The organism is Cellulophaga sp. HaHaR_3_176 (assembly GCF_019021925.1).
GTDB lineage: Bacteria > Bacteroidota > Bacteroidia > Flavobacteriales > Flavobacteriaceae > Cellulophaga.
In genome coordinates, this window is sequence record NZ_CP058990.1 from 692,917 (window position 1) to 718,927 (window position 26,011).

Consider the following 26,011-nt stretch of genomic DNA (forward strand, 5'->3'; position numbering starts at 1 on the left):
ACTTATTAAAATTATCATGACCAACTAAAAACAACCTTATGAAAAAATTCTCTTTATTATTTATAACTCTTATATGTGTAGTCGGAAATATAATTGCCCAAGATGGCTTTAATATTAAAGGTGCATTGGTTTCTGTTACCAATAATGGAACTATTAGAGTCGATAATGGAAACTTGAGTGTGGACGATGAAGGAGAAATACTAAATACATCTTTAATTAGTGTAGATGGCGATTGGTTAAATAATAACACAACTGGTCAAGTTTTTACAGTAGCCTCTGAAGGTGCGGTAACACTTACAAAAACTACGGGTACTACGAATATTGGAGGAACAACACCAACATTATTTTATAATTTAACTTTAGATGTTGACCAAGCTACATTAGAAGTTAATACAATTGTGGGTGGAGCTATCTCAGGAACCAATCTAGGGCTTCTCGACCTTAAAAACGTTGAACTTGATCTTAACTCTAATAGTCTACAAATCACCAATTCTGTAATTGGTGCTCTTATAGCTAATGAAGGGTACATTATAAGTGAAGATGTGCTTAATCAAAGTAAAATTTTATGGCAAACCTCACCTACAGGAGGTAAATATACGGTACCTTTTGGTACAGTATCAGGAGCTAAAATTCCATTAAGTATAGAAAGAGCATCTGGCGATTTAGGGCAAATTACGGTTTCAACTTACCCAACGGGTCTTAGTATGGCACCTTACCCAACCCAACCAGAAAATGTTACAAACATGTTAGACGAGTCTAGCAATAGCTTGGTAAATAGTACAGTTAATAGGTTTTGGCAATTAGATAAAACAGGAACAGGTACTGCAAACCTAACATTTTCATATGCAGATAATGATGTAATAGCAAATGGAGAGAATAACCTTTCGGCTTATAGATATAATTCATCATCAAATGTTTGGGATAAAAAAGGAGCAAGTAGCACCAGTCTTACGAATAATTCAGTAACAATTTTAGGTGTTAATGAGTTTTCTCCTTGGACATTGTCTGCAACTCCAGAGAACATTGATGGTGATGGTGTATCTAATGCTGACGATATAGATGATGATAATGATGGAATACCAGATGCTATAGAAAACCTATCATGTGCCGTTTTTTCGGAAGATTTCGGCACGGGCTCATATCCTGGTGGTGAATTACCCGCTGGCTATACTACCTATAATTATAGGGGAGATATAGCTGCATATGCAAATTTCCCTAATGCACTAGAAGATGGAGATTATGCTATTGCAAATTTTGCAAATCAACCAGAAGGTAGTTGGCAAGCAAATTTAGGCGATCACACTACAGGTTCTGGTTACATGATGGTTGTTAATGCGAGTTTTACTCCAGGAGATTTTTATAACAGAACGGTAACACTTTTACCAGATGCTACATATAAATTTACCGCTTGGCTAGTAAATGCGAATAGCGAGGGTAATGAAACTTTTTGTAATGGAGAATCAGGTGGTTATATTCTACCAAATGTAAAATATGAAATTAGAGATTTAGATAATGGGAGTGCGGTAATTGCATCTTTTGATACAGGAGATATTCCAAGAACTGGTGAATGGCAAAATTACAATTTCGAATTTAATACAGGTACTGCTACTAATATAGAAGTAGTTTTAATAAATAATAATACAGGTGGTTGTGGTAATGATTTAGCTTTAGATGATATTTCATTAGTACCTATTTCATTATCTGGTGGTGCTGTTGCGTGTGATTTTGATGGTGACGGTATACCGAATTCTCAAGATTTAGATTCTGATAACGATGGTATTTATGATATTATTGAAGCAGGCGGTACAGATACCGATAATAACGGAGTTGCAGATAATTTAGACGATTTAGATAATGATGGTTTAGCAGATATTTATGATGGTAATTGTGGGGCAGCATCTGCTGGACCATTAAATGCTGTTGGAGCAAATGTTGTATCAGGTACTTTTACTAACCCTAGTAATGCAATTGGTGTAACTGGAACATCAGACACAGATGCTGCCATTTCTGGACAAAACACTTCTGAAATAGTATTAGACTTAGGAGTTATAGTACCATCAGGATCTTCGTTTACCTTATATATGGCACATGCCACTAATGGTACTCAAAGTGGACAAATACATCAATCAAATGCTAGTGGCAATGTAGTAGGTTCGCAAATAGCAAGTTATTCTGTTAATGGAAATACAATAACAGCTTATACGTATACAACTAATGCAGATACTCAATACATAAAGGTAACAACCTTTTGGGAAAGCGTTCAGATTTTTGGTATTGAAGTTGGTGCTTCTTCTACAATAGACTGTTCAGGTACCGCATTAAATCCACCAGAAACCACATCAGGAACAAAAGATTTTTTAAATACAGATTCTGATGGCGATTTATGTACAGATGCTAAAGAAGCGGGTTTTACAGATGCAGATAATGATGGAGAAGTAGATGGTACGGGGTATACTACATGGGGTGCAGTAGAAGGTAGTGATGGGTATACAGGTACGACCGCTGAGGTTACAGATAGTAATAATTCTGTTGCTTGTGGAGGTCCAGCTGGTCCTGATTATGATGGTGATGGAATTTTAGATGATGTAGATTTAGATATTGATAATGATGGAATTTTAAATGCAGATGAAGCTAATAATTGCACAGGTGCACAGATAGAATGGACACACAACGGTGATTCAGGAAATTCTGACAGCGCTACATTTAATCTTGGTGATGAAGTATATTTTACAAACCACCCAGATATTATTTTTGGATCAGGAATTGACGAAACAACAGATAATAATAATTTTACGTATTTATTAAGAAACGCAGGTGAAGCTAATTTTGCAAATGCAAAGAGTGGTAACGATTATGCGCAGTTATCTTTTACGCCAACAGAAGATTTAAACTTTAACATACTTCAATTAGGTTTCTTTACAAACGGATCAGGAGATCCCGCTGTAACAGCAGGACTTTTTAAAATGGCAATAGAATATAGTAATGATGCTTCATTTTCTAGCCCCGTAGTATTATTTCAAGATATTCAAATTCCAGAGATGATAGCTGGTAATTATATATCTTTACCTCAAAGTGTATCTAACTTCACCTTACAAGAAGCAACACCTTATTATTTTAGATTTTATTTCTATGATGAACAAAACACAGATGCTTTTGATCGTGTTCGTTTTGATGATGTTCAATTTATAACTTCGGTTAAAGCTTCATGTGATACGGATGGTGATGGTCTTCCTGACTACCTAGATTTAGACTCTGATAATGATGGAATTTATGATGCGGTAGAAGCAGGCCATAATGCTGCACATACCGATGGAGAAGTTACAGGTGCAGTTGGAGCAGATGGTGTTCCAGATGCTGTACAAGGTGGTGGAAATGAAGATTCCGGCACGGTTAACTATACAATTGCAGATTCTGAGTCTACACCAGATACTATTCCAGATTATTTAGATTTAGATAGTGATGGCGACGGATTACCCGATAATGTTGAAGCACAAACTACTGCAGGTTATACACCTCAAAATGTAGATGATGCTGCTACATACGAAACAAATAAAGGGGTGAACTCGGCTTATTTAGGCGGAATCAATCCAGAAAATACAGATGGTACAGATACCCCAGATTATTTAGATTTAGATAGTGATAATGAAGGTAATGATGATACCACAGAAGCTGGACTTACATTAGCAGGTGCAGATACAGATGAAGATGGTTTAGATGATAATACAGATGCAACAACAGATTATTCTGATCCTAACGGTACTATTGATGACCCAACAACCTTACCTAATACTCAAAATACGGCTAATGCAGAAGTAGATTATAGAGATGATGGAGCAATTGACTCATGTGGCACGGTTGATACTGATAATGATGGCGTGTTTGATGATTGTGATCTAGATGATGATAATGATGGTATTTTAGATACAGATGAATGTCCTGTTATAGTTCAACCGATTATAGACGTACAAGATACCGCAGTAAGTTGGATAGACTTTCAGTTTAATAGCGTAATAGGAAGTACATATTGGTCAGGAAGAAGCAGTGGTGATAATGAATGGGGTCTAATAGGTACCTTTGATTTAGGATCTTTAAACGCAAATCTAGCAGGTATAACGGTAACAATGACTTCTATCTCAAATGAACCTGATGATGCCAGGCAGTATTTAGGCGGACCTTCAGGAAGTTTTTTAGGTGGGCATAGTGGTCTATTATTACAATTTTCAGAACCAGTTGATTTTAGACGAGAAGCAGTTGGAGGAGTCGCTTTTAGTACTGGTGAAATTGAAAGATATCAATCAGATAGCCAAATGCATTATGTATATGGTGATACGCCAGCTAGTGTAACGGTTACAACAGATGACGGTTCTGGAATTGCAAGTATTCAATCAAACGGTAGCGGTGGATCGAGTGCGATTGTTGCAGAAAGTTATGGTACTACTGCTTATTATATAGATTGGGATGATAATATTAATCCTAGTACACAGCAATTTAGAATGGAGATTGGCGAGTTTCCAAGAAAAATAATTACTGATACCGATGGTGATGGCATAGCAGATTGTTTAGATACTGATAGTGATAATGATGGTTGCCCTGATGCTTTAGAAGGAGACGGAACGTATACATATGCAGATTTAGATTCAGATTTAAGATTAACAGCTACCGTAGATGGTGATGGTATTCCAAACGGAACTTCGCAAGGTGCCGGTACTTCATTAGATAATACGCAACAGGCTGATGAATGTAGTGAATGTAATCCTTCACACCCTTCTTATACTGATAGTGATGGTGATTTAGTTGGAGACTTCTGCGATGAAGATGATGATAATGATGGGATTTTAGATACAGATGAAATGCAAGTTCAAGCTTGTGGTTTCTATCCTAGTTTATCTTTTAGTGGAGCTACGTTAGAATCTGGTACGGCTTTAAGTTCTGGTGCTGTATATAGGTTCTCTAATGTTACTACAAATGTAGACGCATTGGTTACTATTGTTACTTCAACACCCAATCCTGGTATAACTTCTATTGATGATGATGGTTCTAATATCGCTAATTTTCAACCTATTTTAGGAGCGGATAACTCTTCAGTTGAATTCGATTTTCAATTTGTTACTACTACCACATCTACGGTTGTAGAAATTCCTCAATTTTATATGACAGCTATTGATGTTGACGGAGATAGTGGAGCAGCTAGAGAATTTATTGAATTAGATATTACAAGTTCTTCTGTATACACTACAGAAACTCCTAGCGATCTTGCTAGTTATCCTACAGCCATAGGAACGTTGTTTAGAGGTCCATTGCAAACAGCTGATGGAATAGATGCTACTGCAACAAATGTAATGTTTACCGCTAGATATTCTCAAACGGGTGAATTTAAAATGAGAATTGGCGCAGACCCAACTTCAAATGTAAATCGCCTTTTTTCAATGAATTTTGACCCGTGTACTTATAATATTTACACAAGCCCATCTAATTCAGATTTATTACTTCAGGTTTTAGATACAGATAATGATGGCACTCCTGATCATTTAGATAATGATAGTGATGGTGACGGTTGTCCAGATGCTTTAGAGGGAGACGGAACGTATACCTATGCAGATTTAGATTCTGAATTACGATTAACAGCTGCCGTAGATGGTGATGGTATTCCTGCAGGTACATCGCAAGGTGTAGGTACATCAACAGATGATACATTGCAAGCAGATGAATGTAGTCCATGTGATCCTTCACATCCATCTTACGTAGATAGTGATGGAGATACCATTGGCGATTTTTGCGATTTAGATAATGACAATGATGGTATTTTAGATGAAGATGAATGTCCGTCTGTTACCGGCTCTGTTGATTCAGGTAATAATACAACTAACTTAACAGGTTTTTATAAGGCAAATGGTAATAATATATTAGGGTTTACTATAAATCCTGAGTATGCCTCACAAGTGCTTTCATCAACTTCAGGTATACAAATACGATGGGATCAAGGAACAACAGATGCCATTACAACAATAGACCTTATTTTAGATGCACCAACTTCAGGAACATTACAATCTGTTATTTTAGGTAATGGAGCAGAAGGTGTAACGGCAGGAACTCAAAATGCTAATAAAGAAATTACACTTACATGGAGTGGAGGTGGTTCAGGAATTTTAAATGACCCTTTAGATGAAGTTACAGGTAGAGATACTGGAGATGTTATCTTTTCAGGTGATATTATTGAAATTAATAATGGTACTGCTTATTCTCTGAGAGATACAGAGTGGAGTGTTGAGGTTGATATGACCAGTGTAACAACTTTCCCAACAACAGTTGCGTTTTATGCAGATTCAAGTATAAATGGTGGTACAAATTATAATAGAGAAGGTTTTGCATTTACACCTGTTATTAATTGTCCAGATACAGATGAAGATGGAATTCCAAATTCATTAGATAATGATAGTGATGGCGATGGTTGTCCAGATGCTTTAGAAGGCGATGGTAGCTATACATATGCAGATTTAGATTCAAATTTAAGATTAATCGCTGCTGTAGATGGTGATGGTATTCCTGCAGGTACATCGCAAGGTATAGGTACATCAGAAGATGATACACTGCAAGCAGATGAATGTAGTCCATGTGATCCTTCACATCCTTCTTATGTGGATAGTGATGGAGATACCATTGGCGATTTTTGTGATTTAGATGATGATAATGATGGTATTGCAGATACAGTCGAAGATGTTTGTGCTGCTTATACAGTTGTTAGACCTAGTGATTTAGGGTATACAGGTAATGAAGTTATCGCAAGTGCAGTACATGATGTAAGTAGCTTATTTGGTTTAAGTACAGGTTCGGTAATACTTACTCTTACAGATGCCTATGTAAACGCTACAGGTTCTTCTTGGAATACCTCAGGGTCTAACCCAGCTTCATCCATAGCTATTTCAGGAACAATACCATCAAGAATAAGAATTGACCATGGTTCAGGACTTACTTCAGTTGGAAGTAAAGAAGGTATTCGCTCTAATGGAGATAAATTTAATTTTACGGGAACTTTAAATACCGGATTTACTTCATACAATCAAGGCAATGAATATTATGTAGAAAGAGATGCTACTTCAGCAAGTAATAATGCAGGTACAGAAATATGGGAATCGGAAGGGTATGCCTCTTTTGTAGAATATTTTACTTCAGATACAGCAAGCGTTGTAATTTTTAGAATGTGCCCAGCTACGGATACCGACTTAGATGGTATTGCAGATCATTTAGATACAGATTCTGACAACGATAGTTGTACAGATGCTTTAGAAGCAGGTCATTTAGATGCTAACAATGACGGAGAAGTAGATGGTTCAGGCTACGATGCAAATGGTCAAGTAACTGGTGCCACAACAGCATATACAGGTACTACAACTGGCGTAACAACTGCTGCAGAAACTACGATAGATACGGCACCTACAGATCAAGAAGAACGTGTAGGTGATGATGCCACATTTACAGTAGCAGCAACCGCTTTAGAAGCTTCAGCTTACCCAGCAGGTGTACCAACGTATGATGTTAATGCAGACTCTGGGTTACAATACCAATGGCAAGTGAGCACAAATTCTGGGTCTACTTTTACAGACATTCCAGGTGCTACTAATGCTAGTTTAGTAGTTTCAAATGTTACCTTAATAATGGATGGTAATATTTATAAGGTATTGGTCAATCATGATAACAATGCGTGTCCAGAAGAATCTCAAGCTGTTCTTACTGTAATCAACAATATAGATGCAATAAATGACGATGCCGCACTTACGGCTGTAGAAGGTTTTACAGGAGTAACAGATGTTATAAATGTACTTGATAATGATGAATTAAACGGAGCAGTTTTAAACCCTGCAAGTGTTACAATTACTCCAGTTACCAACGGACCTTTAACCGTTAATGGTGATGGATCTGTAGATGTTGCGAGTAATACGGGTACAGGGTCTTATACTGTAAATTATCAAATTTGTGATGCTGCAAACTCAGCAAATTGTGACATTGCTATAGTAACAGTAAATGTTGGAGTTAATAGTTTACCTACAGCTCAAGATGATGAGGTTTCAATTGCTCAAGACACAAGTAATAATAGCATTGATGTTTTAGCAAATAATGGTAATGGTCCTGATTCCTTTGGTGGTGATGGTCCAAATGCAGGGTCAATTACACTTCCTAGTACAACAACAACTAACGGAGGTACTGTTTCTGTAGATGATAATGGAACTCCTCTTGATCCAACCGATGATACAGTATTGTATACTCCAGCAGCAAGTTATAGTGGAGCTGATTCGTTTACTTATACGATTACCGATGCAAATACCGATACATCTACAGCCACTGTAAATGTAACCGTAGTACCAACTCCAGTAATTACAATAGATGTAGTCGCTGTAGATGATATTATCAATGCTACCGAAGATGATAGTCCAGTAACGATAAGTGGTACAACTACCGATGTAGAAGATGGACAGGTTGCAACAGTAATCTTAAACGGAGTGACTTATTCTCCAATCGTAACAGGAAATGTTTGGACCTTTGATATTACAGCAACAGAAGCGCAAGCTTTAGATGCTACAGAAACGATAACGGCAGATGTAAATAATGCTTCTGGAAATGCAGCAGTACAAGCAACTCGAGATATCGAGCATGATGTAACAACTCCAGTGATTACAATAGATGTAGTTGCGGTGGATGATATCATTAATGCTACCGAAGATGATAGTCCAGTAACTATTTCTGGAACAACTACTAATGTAGAAGATGGACAGGTTGCAACAGTAATCTTAAACGGAACAACCTATTCTCCTATCGTAACAGGAAATGTTTGGACTTTCGATATTACAGCAGCAGAAGCGCAAGCTTTAGATGCAACAGAAACAATAACGGCAGATGTAAATAATGCATCAGGAAATGCAGCAGTACAAGCGACGAGAGATATCGAGCATGATGTAACGACACCAGTAATTACAATAGACGTAGTTGCTGTAGATGATATTATCAATGCTACCGAAGATGATAGTCCAGTAACTATTTCTGGAACAACTACTAATGTAGAAGATGGACAGGTTGCAACAGTAATCTTAAACGGAGTGACTTATTCTCCTATCGTAACAGGAAATGTTTGGACCTTCGATATTACAGCAACAGAAGCGCAAGCTTTAGATGCAACAGAAACAATAACTGCAGATGTAAATAATGCATCAGGAAATGCAGCAGTACAAGCGACGAGAGATATCGAGCATGATGTAACGACACCAGTAATTACAATAGATGTAGTAGCTGTAGATGATATTATCAATGCTACCGAAGATGATAGTCCAGTAACGATAAGTGGTACAACTACCGATGTAGAAGATGGACAGATTGCAACAGTAATCCTGAACGGAATTACTTATTCTCCTATCGTAACAGGAAATGTTTGGACATTCGATATTACTGCTCTTGAAGCGCAAGCTTTAGGTGCAACAGAAACAATAACTGCAGATGTAAATAATGCCTCAGGTAATCCAGCAGTACAAGCGACGAGAGATATCGAGCATGATGTAACGACACCAGTAATTACAATAGATGTAGTTGCTGTAGATGATATCATTAATGCTACCGAAGATGATAGTCCAGTAACTATTTCTGGAACAACTACTAATGTAGAAGATGGACAGGTTGCAACAGTAATCTTAAACGGAGTGACTTATTCTCCAATCGTAACAGGAAATGTTTGGACCTTTGATATTACAGCAACAGAAGCGCAAGCTTTAGATGCTACAGAAACGATAACGGCAGATGTAAATAATGCTTCTGGAAATGCAGCAGTACAAGCAACTCGAGATATCGAGCATGATGTAACAACTCCAGTGATTACAATAGATGTAGTTGCGGTGGATGATATCATTAATGCTACCGAAGATGATAGTCCAGTAACTATTTCTGGAACAACTACTAATGTAGAAGATGGACAGGTTGCAACAGTAATCTTAAACGGAGTGACTTATTCTCCAATCGTAACAGGAAATGTTTGGACCTTTGATATTACAGCAACAGAAGCGCAAGCTTTAGATGCTACAGAAACGATAACGGCAGATGTAAATAATGCTTCTGGAAATGCAGCAGTACAAGCAACTCGAGATATCGAGCATGATGTAACAACTCCAGTGATTACAATAGATGTAGTTGCGGTGGATGATATCATTAATGCTACCGAAGATGATAGTCCAGTAACTATTTCTGGAACAACTACTAATGTAGAAGATGGACAGGTTGCAACAGTAATCTTAAACGGAGTGACTTATTCTCCAATCGTAACAGGAAATGTTTGGACTTTCGATATTACAGCAGCAGAAGCGCAAGCTTTAGATGCAACAGAAACAATAACGGCAGATGTAAATAATGCATCAGGAAATGCAGCAGTACAAGCGACTCGTGATATCGAGCATGATGTAACAACTCCAGTAATTACAATAGATGTAGTTGCGGTGGATGATATCATTAATGCTACCGAAGATGATAGTCCAGTAACTATTTCTGGTACGACTACCAATGTAGAAGATGGACAGGTTGCAACAGTAATCTTAAACGGAGTGACTTATTCTCCTATCGTAACAGGAAATGTTTGGACTTTCGATATTACAGCAGCAGAAGCGCAAGCTCTAGATGCTACAGAAACAATTACGGCAGATGTAAATAATGCTTCTGGAAATGCAGCAGTACAAGCAACTCGAGATATCGAGCATGATGTAACGACACCAGTAATTACAATAGATGTAGTTGCTGTAGATGATATTATCAATGCTACCGAAGATGATAGTCCAGTAACTATAAGTGGAACAACTACCGATGTAGAAGATGGACAGGTTGCAACAGTAATCCTGAACGGAATTACTTATTCTCCTATCGTAACAGGAAACGCGTGGACATTCGATATTACTGCTCTTGAAGCGCAAGCTTTAGGTGCAACAGAAACCATTACGGCAGATGTATCTAATGTTGCGAATAACCCTGCAACTCAGGCGAATCGTGATATCGAGCATGATGTAACAACTCCGGTGATTACAATAGACGTAGTAGCTGTAGATGATATTATCAATGCTACCGAAGATGATAGTCCAGTAACTATAAGTGGTACGACTACCGATGTAGAAGATGGACAGATTGCAACAGTAATCTTAAACGGAGTGACTTATTCTCCTATCGTAACAGGAAATGTTTGGACCTTTGATATTACAGCAGCAGAAGCGCAAGCTTTAGATGCTACAGAAACGATAACGGCAGATGTAAATAATGCATCAGGAAATGCAGCAGTACAAGCGACGAGAGATATCGAGCATGATATAACGACACCAGTAATTACAATAGATGTAGTAGCTGTAGATGATATTATCAATGCAACAGAAGATGATAGTCCAGTAACGATAAGTGGTACAACTACCGATGTAGAAGATGGACAGATTGCAACAGTAATCTTAAACGGAGTGACGTATTCTCCTATCGTAACAGGAAATGTTTGGACCTTTGATATTACAGCTCTTGAAGCGCAAGCTTTAGATGCTACAGAAACCATTACGGCAGATGTAAATAATGCATCAGGAAATGCAGCAGTACAAGCGACGAGAGATATCGAGCATGATGTAACAACTCCAGTAATTACAATAGATGTAGTTGCGGTGGATGATATCATTAATGCTACCGAAGATGATAGTCCAGTAACTATTTCTGGTACGACTACCAATGTAGAAGATGGACAGGTTGCAACAGTAATCTTAAACGGAGTGACTTATTCTCCTATCGTAACAGGAAATGTTTGGACTTTCGATATTACAGCAGCAGAAGCGCAAGCTCTAGATGCTACAGAAACAATTACGGCAGATGTAAATAATGCTTCTGGAAATGCAGCAGTACAAGCAACTCGAGATATCGAGCATGATGTAACGACACCAGTAATTACAATAGATGTAGTTGCTGTAGATGATATTATCAATGCTACCGAAGATGATAGTCCAGTAACTATAAGTGGAACAACTACCGATGTAGAAGATGGACAGGTTGCAACAGTAATCCTGAACGGAATTACTTATTCTCCTATCGTAACAGGAAACGCGTGGACATTCGATATTACTGCTCTTGAAGCGCAAGCTTTAGGTGCAACAGAAACCATTACGGCAGATGTATCTAATGTTGCGAATAACCCTGCAACTCAGGCGAATCGTGATATCGAGCATGATGTAACAACTCCGGTGATTACAATAGACGTAGTAGCTGTAGATGATATTATCAATGCTACCGAAGATGATAGTCCAGTAACTATTTCTGGAACAACAACAGATGTAGAAGATGGACAGGTTGCAACAGTAATCCTGAACGGAGTGACTTATTCTCCAATCGTAACAGGAAATGTTTGGACCTTCGATATTACAGCAGCAGAAGCGCAAGCTTTAGATGCTACAGAAACTATAACTGCAGATGTAAATAATGCTTCTGGAAATGCAGCAGTACAAGCGACGAGAGATATCGAGCATGATATAACCACTCCAGTAATTACAATAGATGTAGTTGCTGTAGATGATATTATCAATGCTACCGAAGATGATAGTCCAGTAACTATTTCTGGAACAACTATTAATGTAGAAGATGGACAGGTTGCAACAGTAATCTTAAACGGAGTGACTTATTCTCCTATCGTAACAGGAAATGTTTGGACCTTTGATATTACAGCAGCAGAAGCGCAAGCTTTAGATGCTACAGAAACCATTACGGCTGATGTAAGTAATGCATCAGGAAATGCAGCAGTACAAGCAACGAGAGATATCGAGCATGATGTAACGACACCAGTAATTACAATAGATGTAGTAGCTGTAGATGATATTATCAATGCAACAGAAGATGATAGTCCAGTAACTATTTCTGGAACAACAACAGATGTAGAAGATGGACAGGTTGCAACAGTAATCCTGAACGGAGTGACTTATTCTCCAATCGTAACAGGAAATGTTTGGACCTTCGATATTACAGCAGCAGAAGCGCAAGCTTTAGATGCTACAGAAACTATAACTGCAGATGTAAATAATGCTTCTGGAAATGCAGCAGTACAAGCGACGAGAGATATCGAGCATGATGTAACGACACCAGTAATTACAATAGATGTAGTTGCTGTAGATGATATTATCAATGCTACCGAAGATGATAGTCCAGTAACTATTTCTGGAACAACTATTAATGTAGAAGATGGACAGGTTGCAACAGTAATCTTAAACGGAGTGACTTATTCTCCTATCGTAACAGGAAATGTTTGGACCTTTGATATTACAGCAGCAGAAGCGCAAGCTTTAGATGCTACAGAAACGATAACGGCAGATGTAAATAATGCATCAGGAAATGCAGCAGTACAAACAACTCGTGATATCGAGCATGATGTAACGACACCAGTAATTACAATAGATGTAGTAGCTGTAGATGATATTATCAATGCTACAGAAGATGATAGTCCAGTAACTATAAGTGGTACAACAACGGATGTAGAAGATGGACAGGTTGCAACAGTAATCTTAAATGGAGTGACTTATTCTCCTATCGTAACAGGAAATGTTTGGACTTTCGATATTACAGCAGCAGAAGCGCAAGCTTTAGATGCTACAGAAACCATTACGGCTGATGTAAGTAATGCATCAGGAAATGCAGCAGTACAAGCAACGAGAGATATCGAGCATGATGTAACGACACCAGTAATTACAATAGATGTAGTAGCTGTAGATGATATTATCAATGCTACCGAAGATGATAGTCCAGTAACTATTTCTGGAACAACAACAGATGTAGAAGATGGACAGATTGCAACAGTAATCTTAAATGGAGTGACTTATTCTCCAATCGTAACAGGAAATGTTTGGACCTTTGATATTACAGCAGCAGAAGCGCAAGCTTTAGATGCTACAGAAACGATAACTGCAGATGTAAGTAATGCATCAGGAAATGCAGCAGTACAAGCAACGAGAGATATCGAGCATGATGTAACCACTCCAGTAATTACAATAGACGTAGTAGCTGTAGATGATATTATCAATGCTACCGAAGATGATAGTCCAGTAACTATTTCTGGAACAACTACTAATGTAGAAGATGGACAGATTGCAACAGTAATCTTAAACGGAGTGACTTATTCTCCTATCGTAACAGGAAATGTTTGGACCTTTGATATTACAGCAGCAGAAGCGCAAGCTTTAGATGCTACAGAAACGATAACGGCAGATGTAAGTAATGCATCAGGAAATGCAGCAGTACAAGCAACGAGAGATATCGAGCATGATGTAACCACTCCAGTAATTACAATAGATGTAGTAGCTGTAGATGATATTATCAATGCTACCGAAGATGATAGTCCAGTAACGATAAGTGGTACGACTACTAATGTAGAAGATGGACAGGTTGCAACAGTAATCTTAAACGGAGTGACTTATTCTCCTATCGTAACAGGAAATGTTTGGACCTTTGATATTACAGCAGCAGAAGCGCAAGCTTTAGATGCTACAGAAACGATAACGGCAGATGTATCTAATGTTGCGAATAACCCTGCAACTCAGGCGAATCGTGATATCGAGCATGATATAACGACACCAGTAATTACAATAGATGTAGTAGCTGTAGATGATATTATCAATGCAACAGAAGATGATAGTCCAGTAACTATTTCTGGAACAACAACAGATGTAGAAGATGGACAGGTTGCAACAGTAATCCTGAACGGAATTACGTATTCTCCTATCGTAACAGGAAATGTTTGGACCTTCGATATTACAGCAGCAGAAGCGCAAGCTTTAGATGCTACAGAAACGATAACGGCAGATGTAAGTAATGCATCAGGAAATGCAGCAGTACAAGCAACGAAAGATATCGAGCATGATGGAGTAATTCCTGTACCAGTATTGGATATAGATAACATCACCGCCGATAACGTCTTAAACGCAGCAGAAGCAGGAGCAAATGTAGCGGTAACAGGAACAGTAACCGGTGATTTCAATACAGGAGATACAGTAACCTTAACAGTGGACGGTACGGATTATACCGGAAACGTAGACGTACTTGGAGCCTATAGTATCGATATACCAGGTAGTAAATTAGCTGCTGATCCGGATACAACTGTTGATGGTAGTGTAACAACTACAGATGGAGCTGGTAATCAAGGAACAGTAACTGATACACAAGTGTATACTGTAGATACCTTGTCCCCTGCAATATCAATAAATGTAATCGCTGTAGATGATATTATTAATGCTACAGAGGATAATAACCCTGTAACTATAAATGGTACTACTTCGAATGTTGAGGATGGTCAAATCGCAACAGTAATCTTAAACGGAGTGACCTATTCTCCAGTAGTAACAGGAAACGCGTGGACATTCGATATTACTGCTCTTGAAGCGCAAGCTTTAGGTGCAACAGAAACCATTACGGCAGATGTATCTAATGTTGCGAATAACCCTGCAACTCAGGCGAATCGTGATATCGAGCATGATGTAACAACTCCGGTGATTACAATAGACGTAGTAGCTGTGGATGATATTATCAATGCTACCGAAGATGATAGTCCAGTAACTATTTCTGGAACAACTACCGATGTAGAAGATGGTCAGGTTGCAACAGTAATCCTGAACGGAATTACTTATTCTCCTATCGTAACAGGAAATGTTTGGACCTTTGATATTACAGCGCTTGAAGCGCAAGCTTTAGATGCAACAGAAACAATAACTGCAGATGTAAATAATGCATCAGGAAATGCAGCAGTACAAGCAACGAGAGATATCGAGCATGATGTAACCACTCCAGTAATTACAATAGACGTAGTAGCTGTGGATGATATTATCAATGCAACCGAAGATGATAATCCAGTAACTATAAGTGGTACGACTACCGATGTAGAAGATGGACAGATTGCAACAGTAATCTTAAACGGAGTGACGTATTCTCCTATCGTAACAGGAAATGTTTGGACCTTCGATATTACAGCAACAGAAGCGCAAGCTTTAGATGCAACAGAAACTATCACAGCAGATGTAAATAATGCATCAGGAAATGCAGCAGTACAAGCGACGAGAGATATCGAGCATGATGTAACCACTCCAGTAATTACAATAGATGTAGTCGCTGTAGATGATATTATCAATGCTACCGAAGATGATAGTCCAGTAACTATTTCTGGAACAACTACCGATGTAGAAGATGGTCAGGTTGCAACAGTAATCTTAAACGGAGTGACTTATTCTCCAATCGTAACAGGAAATGTTTGGACCTTTGATATTACAGCAGCAGAAGCGCAAGCTTTAGATGCTACAGAAACGATAACGGCAGATGTAAATAATGCATCAGGAAATGCAGCAGTACAAACAACTCGTGATATCGAGCATGATGTAACGACACCAGTAATTACAATAGATGTAGTAGCTGTAGATGATATTATCAATGCTACAGAAGATGATAGTCCAGTAACTATAAGTGGTACAACAACGGATGTAGAAGATGGACAGGTTGCAACAGTAATCTTAAATGGAGTGACTTATTCTCCTATCGTAACAGGAAATGTTTGGACTTTCGATATTACAGCAGCAGAAGCGCAAGCTTTAGATGCTACAGAAACCATTACGGCTGATGTAAGTAATGCATCAGGAAATGCAGCAGTACAAGCGACGAGAGATATCGAGCATGATGTAACCACTCCAGTAATTACAATAGATGTAGTCGCTGTAGATGATATTATCAATGCTACCGAAGATGATAGTCCAGTAACGATAAGTGGTACAACAACGGATGTAGAAGATGGACAGATTGCAACAGTAATCTTAAACGGAGTGACTTATTCTCCTATCGTAACAGGAAATGTTTGGACTTTCGATATTACAGCAGCAGAAGCGCAAGCTTTAGATGCAACAGAAACCATTACGGCAGATGTAAATAATGCATCAGGAAATGCAGCAGTACAAGCGACGAGAGATATCGAGCATGATGTAACAACACCAGTAATTACAATAGATGTAGTAGCTGTAGATGATATCATCAATGCAACAGAAGATGATAGTCCAGTAACGATAAGTGGAACAACTACCGATGTAGAAGATGGACAGGTTGCAACAGTAATCCTGAACGGAGTGACTTATTCTCCTATCGTAACAGGAAATGTTTGGACCTTCGATATTACAGCAGCAGAAGCGCAAGCTTTAGATGCTACAGAAACTATTACGGCAGATGTAAATAATGCAGCAGGTAATCCAGCGGTACAAGCAACTCGTGATATCGAGCATGATGTAGATGCTAGTATTAATATAACTACACCAATTGAAGGTGATGGTATTGTAAATGCAACAGAGGATGGTGATGTAACTATCTCAGGGACGACTGCTAACGTAGAAGACAATCAAGTTGTAACCGTAACATTTAACGATGGTGTAAATACACCAATTACAACAACGGCAATTGTAACAGGGAATACATGGACGGCTACTGATGCAGATATTTCAGGGTTAGATAATGGTAACATTGTAATAACTGTAGATGTAACTGATGTAGCACAAAATCCAGCAACAGATTCTGAAACTGTAATTTTAGATAATAATAATATTGCGGCACCAACAGTAGTAATTACAGAAGACCTTAATAATGATGGTTTATTATCTGATAGTGAATTAGTAGGAAATATCGGAGTACAAGTTATCTTACCAACAGATACTGTAGCAGGTGATACTGTTAGCGTTACTGATGGAAATGGAAATACAGAAGATGTTACTCTTACCCCTACAGATATTACTAATGGAAGTATCGATGTAGAGTTTGTTAGTCCAGGAGATGGAGGAACAATTGTCGTTACCGCTACTATTACCGACTTAGCAGGTAATGTAGGACCAGATAGTATTACAGATACAGCTGTAATCGATCTCACCACTCCTATAATTGATAGTGATGGAGATGGACTTAGTGATGAAGAAGAAGTTGGTTTGGGTACAGATCCAAACAATCCTGATTCTGATGGAGATCTTATAAACGATGGTCAAGAGGTAAATACGGATAGTACAGACCCAATTGATGATTGTAGTTCGAACGGAGGAACCGCTTTACCAAACAGTGATTGTGATGCAGATGGATTAACGACAACAGAAGAATCTACGGCAGGAACAGACCCTAATAATCCTGATTCAGATAATGATGGTTTAGAAGATGGAGAAGAAGTAATTTTAGGAGCAGATCCAAACAATCCTGATTCTGATGGAGATCTTATAAATGATGGTCAAGAAGTAACGGATGCGACCAATCCTTTAGATGATTGTGATTCTATAGGAGGAACGGCTTTAGCAAACAGCGATTGTGATGTTGATGGCTTAACAACTTCTCAAGAAGATGAAATAGGTACGGATCCAAACAATCCTGATTCTGATGGAGACCTCGTAAACGATGGTCAAGAAGTTATTGATGGAACAGATCCTCTGGATCCTTGTGATTCAATCGGAGGAACACCTCTTTTTCCAAACAGTTGTAATCCTGAAATTGTTGATAGTGGAATTTCTGTTAGTAATGAAATTCTGACGCCTGATAATGATGGAGTAAATGATATCTTTAGAATTGAAAATATAGAATCATTCCCTGATAATACAGTGCAAATTTATAACAGATGGGGTGTTGTTGTTTATGAAATGGTTGGTTATGATAATGGAGGAAATTCTTTTAGAGGAATTTCAAATGGAAGAGTAACTATTCAATCAGATTCTGAGTTACCTGTAGGGGTTTATTTCTTTATTATTAATTATACTAAGGATACCACTAATTTGAGTAAGAGCGGATACCTATATATAAATAGATAATTAAAACTATTTAAAAATTTTAATTAAAAACAGATGATTTTGTTAGATGAATATTATTCATTTAGTGAAATCATTTGTGTTTAGATATTAATTATTGCTTCATGAAAAAGCATATTGTAAGTAACAAATTTGCGAAAATTAATTATTTATTATTAGAGTTAAAGATTGATTCTTTAAAGGCTTTATGATTGTTAAGTGATAATATCTTTACTTCAATCTAATTAAACTTAAAGAAAATGAAAAAAATAATTTGGGGATTTGTAGTGGTATTAATACTAATTTGGATAGTTGCTTTTTTAGTATTTAAGATACTGAGTGGTTTAGTTCATATAATATTAATTGCAGCAATTGTTTTAGCTATTTATAATTTATTTAGGAGTGTGAAAGAAAAGGTTTAATTTTAACATCTTTAAAATAGAATAAATAATATATGGCATCAGGTTTTTTTGCATTATTAGATGATATAGCCGCACTTATGGACGATGTAGCTGTAATGAGTAAAGTTGCAGCTAAGAAAACGGCAGGTATTTTAGGAGATGACTTAGCAGTAAATGCAGAAAAAGCTTCTGGTTTTATCTCTGATAGAGAGTTACCTGTGTTATGGGCTATTACAAAAGGTTCATTCTTAAACAAACTCATAATTTTACCTTTTGCATTTTTATTAAGCGCTTTTATACCTATTGCAGTTACAATTATACTTGTACTCGGAGGACTTTATTTAGCTTACGAAGGTGCTGAAAAAGTATATGAATTTTTAGCAGGCCATAAACATGAAAAAGAAAATCTATTAGATGAAAATATTACAATAGAAGAACTTCAATCTTTAGAAAAAGGCCGTATAAAATCAGCAATTGTAACTGATTTTATTCTATCTGTAGAAATTGTAATCATAGCATTAGGTACCGTTACTGATGAAATTATTTCTACTCAAATTATGGTAGTTACTATAATAGCTATCATTGCAACAGTAGGGGTCTATGGTATTGTAGCTTTAATTGTAAGAATGGATGAATTTGGTTTAAAGCTTATTAATTTAAACGAAAGAGATAATAGTTTTTCAGATAAAGTAGGGAGAGTTTTAGTTAGTGCTTTACCATGGATAATTAAAATTTTAGCGGTTGTAGGTACATTAGCTCTACTTTCTGTAGCAGGTGGTGTATTTGCACATAACGTTCATTTTTTACACGACATTTTAGAACAAGTACCATTACCGAGTATGCTTAAAGAGTTTCTTTTAGGTTTGGTAATTGGTGCAGTTGTAGTACTTATTGTAAACTTGTTTAAAATGATATTTAAAAAGAAAAAGTAAATTTTCATGTAGATAGTAAAATAATTTAAGCATTGTAAAAGAGCTTTATTATTTAGAGTATTTAACTCTAGATAATAAAGCTCTTTTTTTATTGTCATTTAATATCAAAAAACCATTTTTAGTTTATTTCTATATTATTTAGTTGAGAAGGGAAATTTTTAACGTTTATAATTTTCTAATAATGAATGCCTTATAAAGTATATTTTTTTTAAGTCAAAAATCTGTTCTTTAGGTTCAAAAGTGTCATTTTACACCTTTTAATTTAGCAGAATATTAATTTAAAATAAATATAAAAATGAAAAAACAAGTTGCATTAATCGCGTTTTTATTTGCAGGATATTTTGTTTCGGCACAAGCATGGTCAGAAAAAGTTCAATTAGGAGTGAAAGGTGGTGTGAACTTTTCGAGCGTAACAGGAGATGGCTTTGAAAGCCCTGATTCACGTACGAGTTTTTATGCTGGTTTATTATTAGAAGCTCCACTTTCGGAAAATTTATCAATACAACCTGAAGTTTTTTACTCAGGTCAAGGTTTTGATCTTTCTGATGATCCAAATCAAGGTAATAGTGAATTTCAAGTAGGATATATTCAAGTTCCTATTCTTTTAAAAGCATATTTATTTGATGGTTTTAATATTCAAGCCGGACCTCAATTTGGTTTTAAAGTAAATGAAGAAATAGATTTTGACCCGAGTAATAATGGTGGTGATATCGATTCTGATGTTGTAAGAGATTTTGATTTAGGACTTACAGCTGGTTTGGAGTATAAATTTGCAGAAAAATTCTTCGTACAAGGAAGGTATACGTACGGTTTTTCTCAACTTATTGAAGATACAGACGTTCATAATTCTGTAATATCAGCAGGTGTTGGTTACATGTTTTAAAAAAGACATAACCCATATTTCTTAAATTTTAAGAAAGTAATAAAAGCTCTATATTTTATATAGGGCTTTTTATTTTTATACTTCATTTCTATACTTTTTTGGAGTACTATTAAATTTTCGTTTAAAAGCGGCTGTAAAATGAGTTGCATTTTTATAACCAACTTCTTCTGCTATTTGGTATACTAGTTTATTTGTATTTTCTAGCATTAACTTTGCCGTTTTCATTTTTTCATTATAACTATATTCATTAATTGAATGTCCGAAAATTCTAATAAACTCTTTATTTAAAGAATAACCAGGTAACCCAATTTCGTCACCTAAATCATTCACTTTATAATTTACATGAATATTAGATTTGATCAGTTGTTTTGTAGCATACAGTTTTTTCAAAGTTTTATCTTGAGTAATTGGGATTAATGAATTTTCCCTTTTTTTATAATGCTCCATTTGAATAGCTATAAGTTCAAATGTTTTCGCTTTTAAATACAATTTATTTGATATGCTAGAAATATCTTTTTGTTCTAAGTTTAACAAAATTTGAAATATTTCATCAGTAATAGGAAGTATTAACTTTCGATCTGTTATTTTTTTTAAATCAAAATCGTTTAAAAACCCTTGTTGAATCAAAAAAGATTCTTCTAAATTTATTTTTATTTCTTTAAAAACTTTCTGACTTAGTATTTTAATACTGCCTTTAAAGTTTTTAATATTAGCCATGTACGACTCCTTATTTTCATAATAAAGCACCTTGTCATCTTCTAATTGTATTATTTTTTCACCAGTTAAAAGAAAACTTATTTGTAAAATCTCTTTATTAATAGGTAAAGTATAAACCACATCTGCATCTAATTTATATTTACTAATTGTAATGTCTATTTCATCTGTTTTAAAATTTAAAATAGATCCTGTACCATATTTTGGTAATAGGTGATATTGGCTTACAGCAATATTATCTGGTGTTTGATAATTTGTTTTAATTGCAATTTTATCTGCAAGACTATAAATATCACCATCTATTTCAATTTTTTCACAATTATTAAAATCACGTCTTTTTTTTATCATTTCTAGTCATTTAATACAATGTGAAACTTTCTATTTTTGCAACAAACTTATTTAGACTAATTAAAAATAACTAATAAAATGACAAAAAAATTACTTAACCTATTTTTTATTTTTGGGGCGGTATTCTTTTCTTATGCTCAAACAGGTGGTGTAAAAGGATTGGTAACTGATAATAATGGAAATCCATTATTTGGAGTAAATATTATAGTTCAAAATGCATCACAGGGTGTACAAACTAATTTTGATGGTGATTTTCTTATAAACAATATAGGAGCAAAGCAACAAACCTTAAAAATTTCTTTTTTAGGGTATAAAACAAAAGAGTTGCAAGTAAACATTAATGAAAATGAAATAGCAGACATAGGTACACTAGTACTTTTAGAAGGTACAGAAATATTACAAGAAGTAGTAATATCAGCAGAAAGAACAAATAAATTTGCTAGAAAACAGACTGCTTATGTGTCTAAACTACCATTAAAAGATATTGAGAACACCCAAGTTTATAGCACCATTACTACAGAGTTATTAGAATCTCAGGTAGTTACTAATTTTCAAGATGCTCTTAAAAATGCTGTAGGTATAGAACAATTATGGACATCTACAGGGCGTGGTGGTGATGGAGCAGGTTTTTATTCTTTAAGAGGTTTTAGTACACAGCCTCAGTTAGTAAACGGAGTTCCAGGTTTAACTAATGGTACTATTAATGCCGCTAATATTGAGCGAATTGAAGTGGTAAAAGGCCCTTCGGCAACTTTGTTTGGTAGCACAGTAACATCATACGGAGGTTTAATAAATGTAGTAACAAAAAAGCCTTATAAAGGTTCTGGCGGTCAGTTATCATTTACCTCAGGTACCTATGGATTAAATATTATTACGGGCGATTTTAATACACCTTTAGATAAAGAAGATAATATTTATTTTAGATTAAATACATCATACCATACAGAAGATAGTTTTCAAGATACAGGTTTTAGTAAATCATTTTTTGTAGCTCCATCTTTATCTTATCAAGTAAATAATAAGTTGTCTTTTTCTTTTTATAGTGAAATTTCTACATCAGAACGAACGAACCCAACCATGCTTTTTTTAAGTAGAGGTGGACCAATACAATATGCAGATTTAGATGAGTTAGGGTATAATAACAAATTGAGTTTTACGAGTAATGCACTGACATTAAAAAATCCAACAGCAAATTATAGAGTTGAAATGGATTATAAGCTTTCTGATACTTGGAATTCGCAAACGATACTATCAAAAAGTAATACATCTACAGATGGCTATTATACCTATTTATATGACCTTACAGGTGAAGGTGTTTTTTCAAGATTTTTAAATAAGCAAAATGCATCTTCACAAACTACAGATTTTCAACAAAATTTTATTGGGGATTTTAAAATAGGCAATCTTAGAAATAGAATGGTTGCAGGAGTCGATTATTACAATTTAACTGGTGTAGATAATAGTAGTAGTTATGTGTATTATGGATCTATTACTCCTGATGGTAATACAATAGAAGAAGGTTTTCCTTTAACTACAGCAGGTGTTGATGGGGCGTTGGCAACAGCAAATAACAACAATCAAAAAACAAAAAGTCATGTGTACAGTACGTATGTATCTGATGTAATTAATTTTACACCAGCATTATCTGCTATGGCAAGTGTTCGATTAGATTTTTTCGATCAAGAAGGTGATGTAACTGATACTGAAGACGATTTTGATCAATTTGCAGTTTCTCCAAAATTTGGGTTAATGTACCAACCTATATTAGAAAAACTATCTGTTTTTGGAAATTACCAAAATGGCTTTAGTAATATTTCACCAACCTTAGTTGGTGACCCTAGTGAAGGAGCTCAAACCTTAAAAACTTTCCGACCAGAGCAAGCCAACCAATTAGAGTTTGGGTTAAAAACAAATATATTAAATAATAGATTTAATGCTACAGTTAGTTATTATGCTATTCAGGTATCTGATAAAGTAATGACAGACCCAAACAACGCTTTTAATAAAATACAAGATGGAGAAATAGAAAGTAAAGGTTTTGAAATTGAACTTAATGCAAACCCTATTTCTGGTTTAAATATAAAAGCAGGATATAGTAATAATAAAAGTGAAATTACAGAATCTGATAATCCTGATTCAATAGGGCAACGCCCAGTAGAAGCTGGTCCAGAATCAATTTATAATTTTTGGGCAAATTATAATTTTCAAAACGGAGCTTTAGAAGGTTTTGGTTTTGGAGCTGGTTTTAACGGAACAAGCGAAAGAGATGTTTTAAATATAGGGTATGCACCATCTGGTAATTTTGTTTTGCCAGGCTATACAATTTTCAATGCATCCCTATTTTATGCTTCAGAAAACTATAGAATTGGTCTTAAATTAAACAATGCTTTTAATAAAGAATATTACAATGGCTGGTCAACGATAACACCACAGCAACCAAGAGCTCTGTTAGCCAATTTCACTTATAAATTTTAAAACACTGCAGAATGAAAAAGTCAATTTTAACCTTAGTATTTCTACTTTTTACTACAGCATCATCTTTTGCTCATTATTTATGGATAGAAACCAATCCGGAAGGAAAAATAGGAGAACAGCAAGAAGTTAAGGTGTTTTATGGAGAGTATACGTATGGTATTACCGAAAAAATAAATGGTGAAAACTTTCCTAAAGTAAAAGATTTTAAAATTTTGATAGTTGATGAAAAAGGTAATAAACTACCATTAATTGTAACAGCTAAAGAAGATTATTATTTGGGTTATTTTACTCCAAAAACTAATGGTGTTTATACTGTGGTTTTAAATAACGATAAAATTGATGTTATTGATTATACTAAGTATGATTTTGGCATATTTAAAACGCATTATAATGCAGTAGCAAAAGTACAAGTAGGCGAAAAAAATACAGAAACGGCAGTTGCTAACGATACGGGTATAACCGTAAAAGATGTTTCTACAATTAAAGGAGAGAAAAAACTTCAAGTTTTTTATAAAAATGAACCTCTGGCAAAAAATGAATTTAAGGTTTATGTATCTGATTTGTGGACAAAAACTTTAGAAACTGATGAAAACGGGTATGTAAGTTTTAAGCTACCGTGGGAAACCAAATATATAATAGAAACTACTTTTGAAGAAAGAGAGCCTGGTACTTATAAAGGAGAAGCTTATGAGTTTATTTGGCATTGTACCACTTACTGTATTCAATAAAGCTAAGTTGAGTTAGTTTATTATTTTCTCTTACAACTCTGAGTTTTTTTAGCTCAGAGTTGTTTTAATTACAAAAAACAATGGTTTCATTAGCAATTTTAATACTATTTACGGCTTTTTACATCTTATTTAATACTTCAAAAAGAGCAATCAAATTTGAAGGGTTTGGTTTTGAGAATTATATAACTAAGTACCCCAAGCAAGCAAAAGCCTTAGGTGTTTTTTGTATGATTTTAAGTTTTGTAATTCACTTATTATATTTTGGTGTAGTGAGTGGAGCTCTGTTTTTTTTAATTAATTTAATGACAGCAGCAAGTGTAATTGTATTGTTGGTGCCATTAAAACTAATAAATTATAAAAACGTTTTAATTTTATTTTTTTTTTCCTCTTTACTAGAATTTTTTATTCTCTAAATAGAAGTTATGCCTGCTAATAAAAAATATTTATCGTCTCCAAAACAACAATTTTTAAAAGTAACAGCTGCATTTTTGGGAGGCTATTTAGTAGCTATTACTTTTCATTTGGCATTGGCATATTTATTTAATCCAATAAATGTGATTATCAGCTCTAGTTTTACAGTTTTTATTGTTTGGGTAGCCTTAATGGTAATCGCTTTTATAGCTAAAAGTGGTTGGAGAATTTGGGGTATTTATTTAATACTCTCTTTTATTTTTTCAATAATAATATACATAGGTAAAATGTACAATCCAATATATTCTTAAGA

Annotated in this window: 8 protein-coding genes; 7 read left to right on the forward strand and 1 reads right to left on the reverse strand. The window is 35.5% G+C overall.

All coding sequences use genetic code 11. From position 1 onward, the window contains the following. Positions 1-38: 38 nt before the first annotated feature. The 4 genes from H0I23_RS03030 (at position 39) to H0I23_RS03045 (ending at position 21,022) form a co-directional block, all read left to right on the forward strand. Entirely contained in the window at positions 39-18,830 is an 18,792-nt protein-coding gene (locus H0I23_RS03030; protein ID WP_216784994.1) for an Ig-like domain-containing protein, read from the forward strand. Positions 18,831-19,066: 236 nt separating this feature from the next. Further along, complete coding sequence (locus H0I23_RS03035; RefSeq protein ID WP_216784995.1) at positions 19,067-19,228, forward strand: lmo0937 family membrane protein; 162 nt, start codon at positions 19,067-19,069, stop codon at positions 19,226-19,228. Positions 19,229-19,260: 32 nt separating this feature from the next. After that, positions 19,261-20,139: a DUF808 domain-containing protein gene (locus H0I23_RS03040; protein ID WP_216784996.1), complete on the forward strand. Its 879-nt coding sequence runs from the start codon at positions 19,261-19,263 to the stop codon at positions 20,137-20,139. A 295-nt stretch (positions 20,140-20,434) separates the two neighbouring features. Then, a complete protein-coding gene (locus tag H0I23_RS03045) occupies positions 20,435-21,022 on the forward strand; it encodes a porin family protein (protein ID WP_216784997.1) in 588 nt (195 codons plus the stop codon). Positions 21,023-21,097: 75 nt separating this feature from the next. On the opposite strand, the gene H0I23_RS03050 is transcribed toward H0I23_RS03045, so the two are convergent. Beyond that, positions 21,098-22,084: a helix-turn-helix transcriptional regulator gene (locus tag H0I23_RS03050; protein WP_216784998.1), complete on the reverse strand. Its 987-nt coding sequence runs from the start codon at positions 22,082-22,084 to the stop codon at positions 21,098-21,100. 78 nt (positions 22,085-22,162) lie between these two features. Here H0I23_RS03050 and H0I23_RS03055 point away from each other — a divergent pair, with 78 nt between their 5' ends. The 3 genes from H0I23_RS03055 to H0I23_RS03065 all read left to right on the forward strand — a co-directional run bounded on the left by H0I23_RS03055 (position 22,163) and on the right by H0I23_RS03065 (position 26,009). Next, positions 22,163-24,559 carry a TonB-dependent receptor gene (locus H0I23_RS03055; protein ID WP_216784999.1) on the forward strand — a complete coding sequence of 799 codons (2,397 nt, stop codon included), beginning with the start codon at positions 22,163-22,165 and terminating at the stop codon, positions 24,557-24,559. An 11-nt stretch (positions 24,560-24,570) separates the two neighbouring features. Beyond that, positions 24,571-25,287 (forward strand): DUF4198 domain-containing protein, encoded by a 717-nt coding sequence (locus tag H0I23_RS03060; protein ID WP_216785000.1) that lies wholly within the window; start codon positions 24,571-24,573, stop codon positions 25,285-25,287. A 422-nt stretch (positions 25,288-25,709) separates the two neighbouring features. Further along, positions 25,710-26,009: a hypothetical protein gene (locus H0I23_RS03065; RefSeq protein WP_216785001.1), complete on the forward strand. Its 300-nt coding sequence runs from the start codon at positions 25,710-25,712 to the stop codon at positions 26,007-26,009. Positions 26,010-26,011 lie beyond the last annotated feature (2 nt).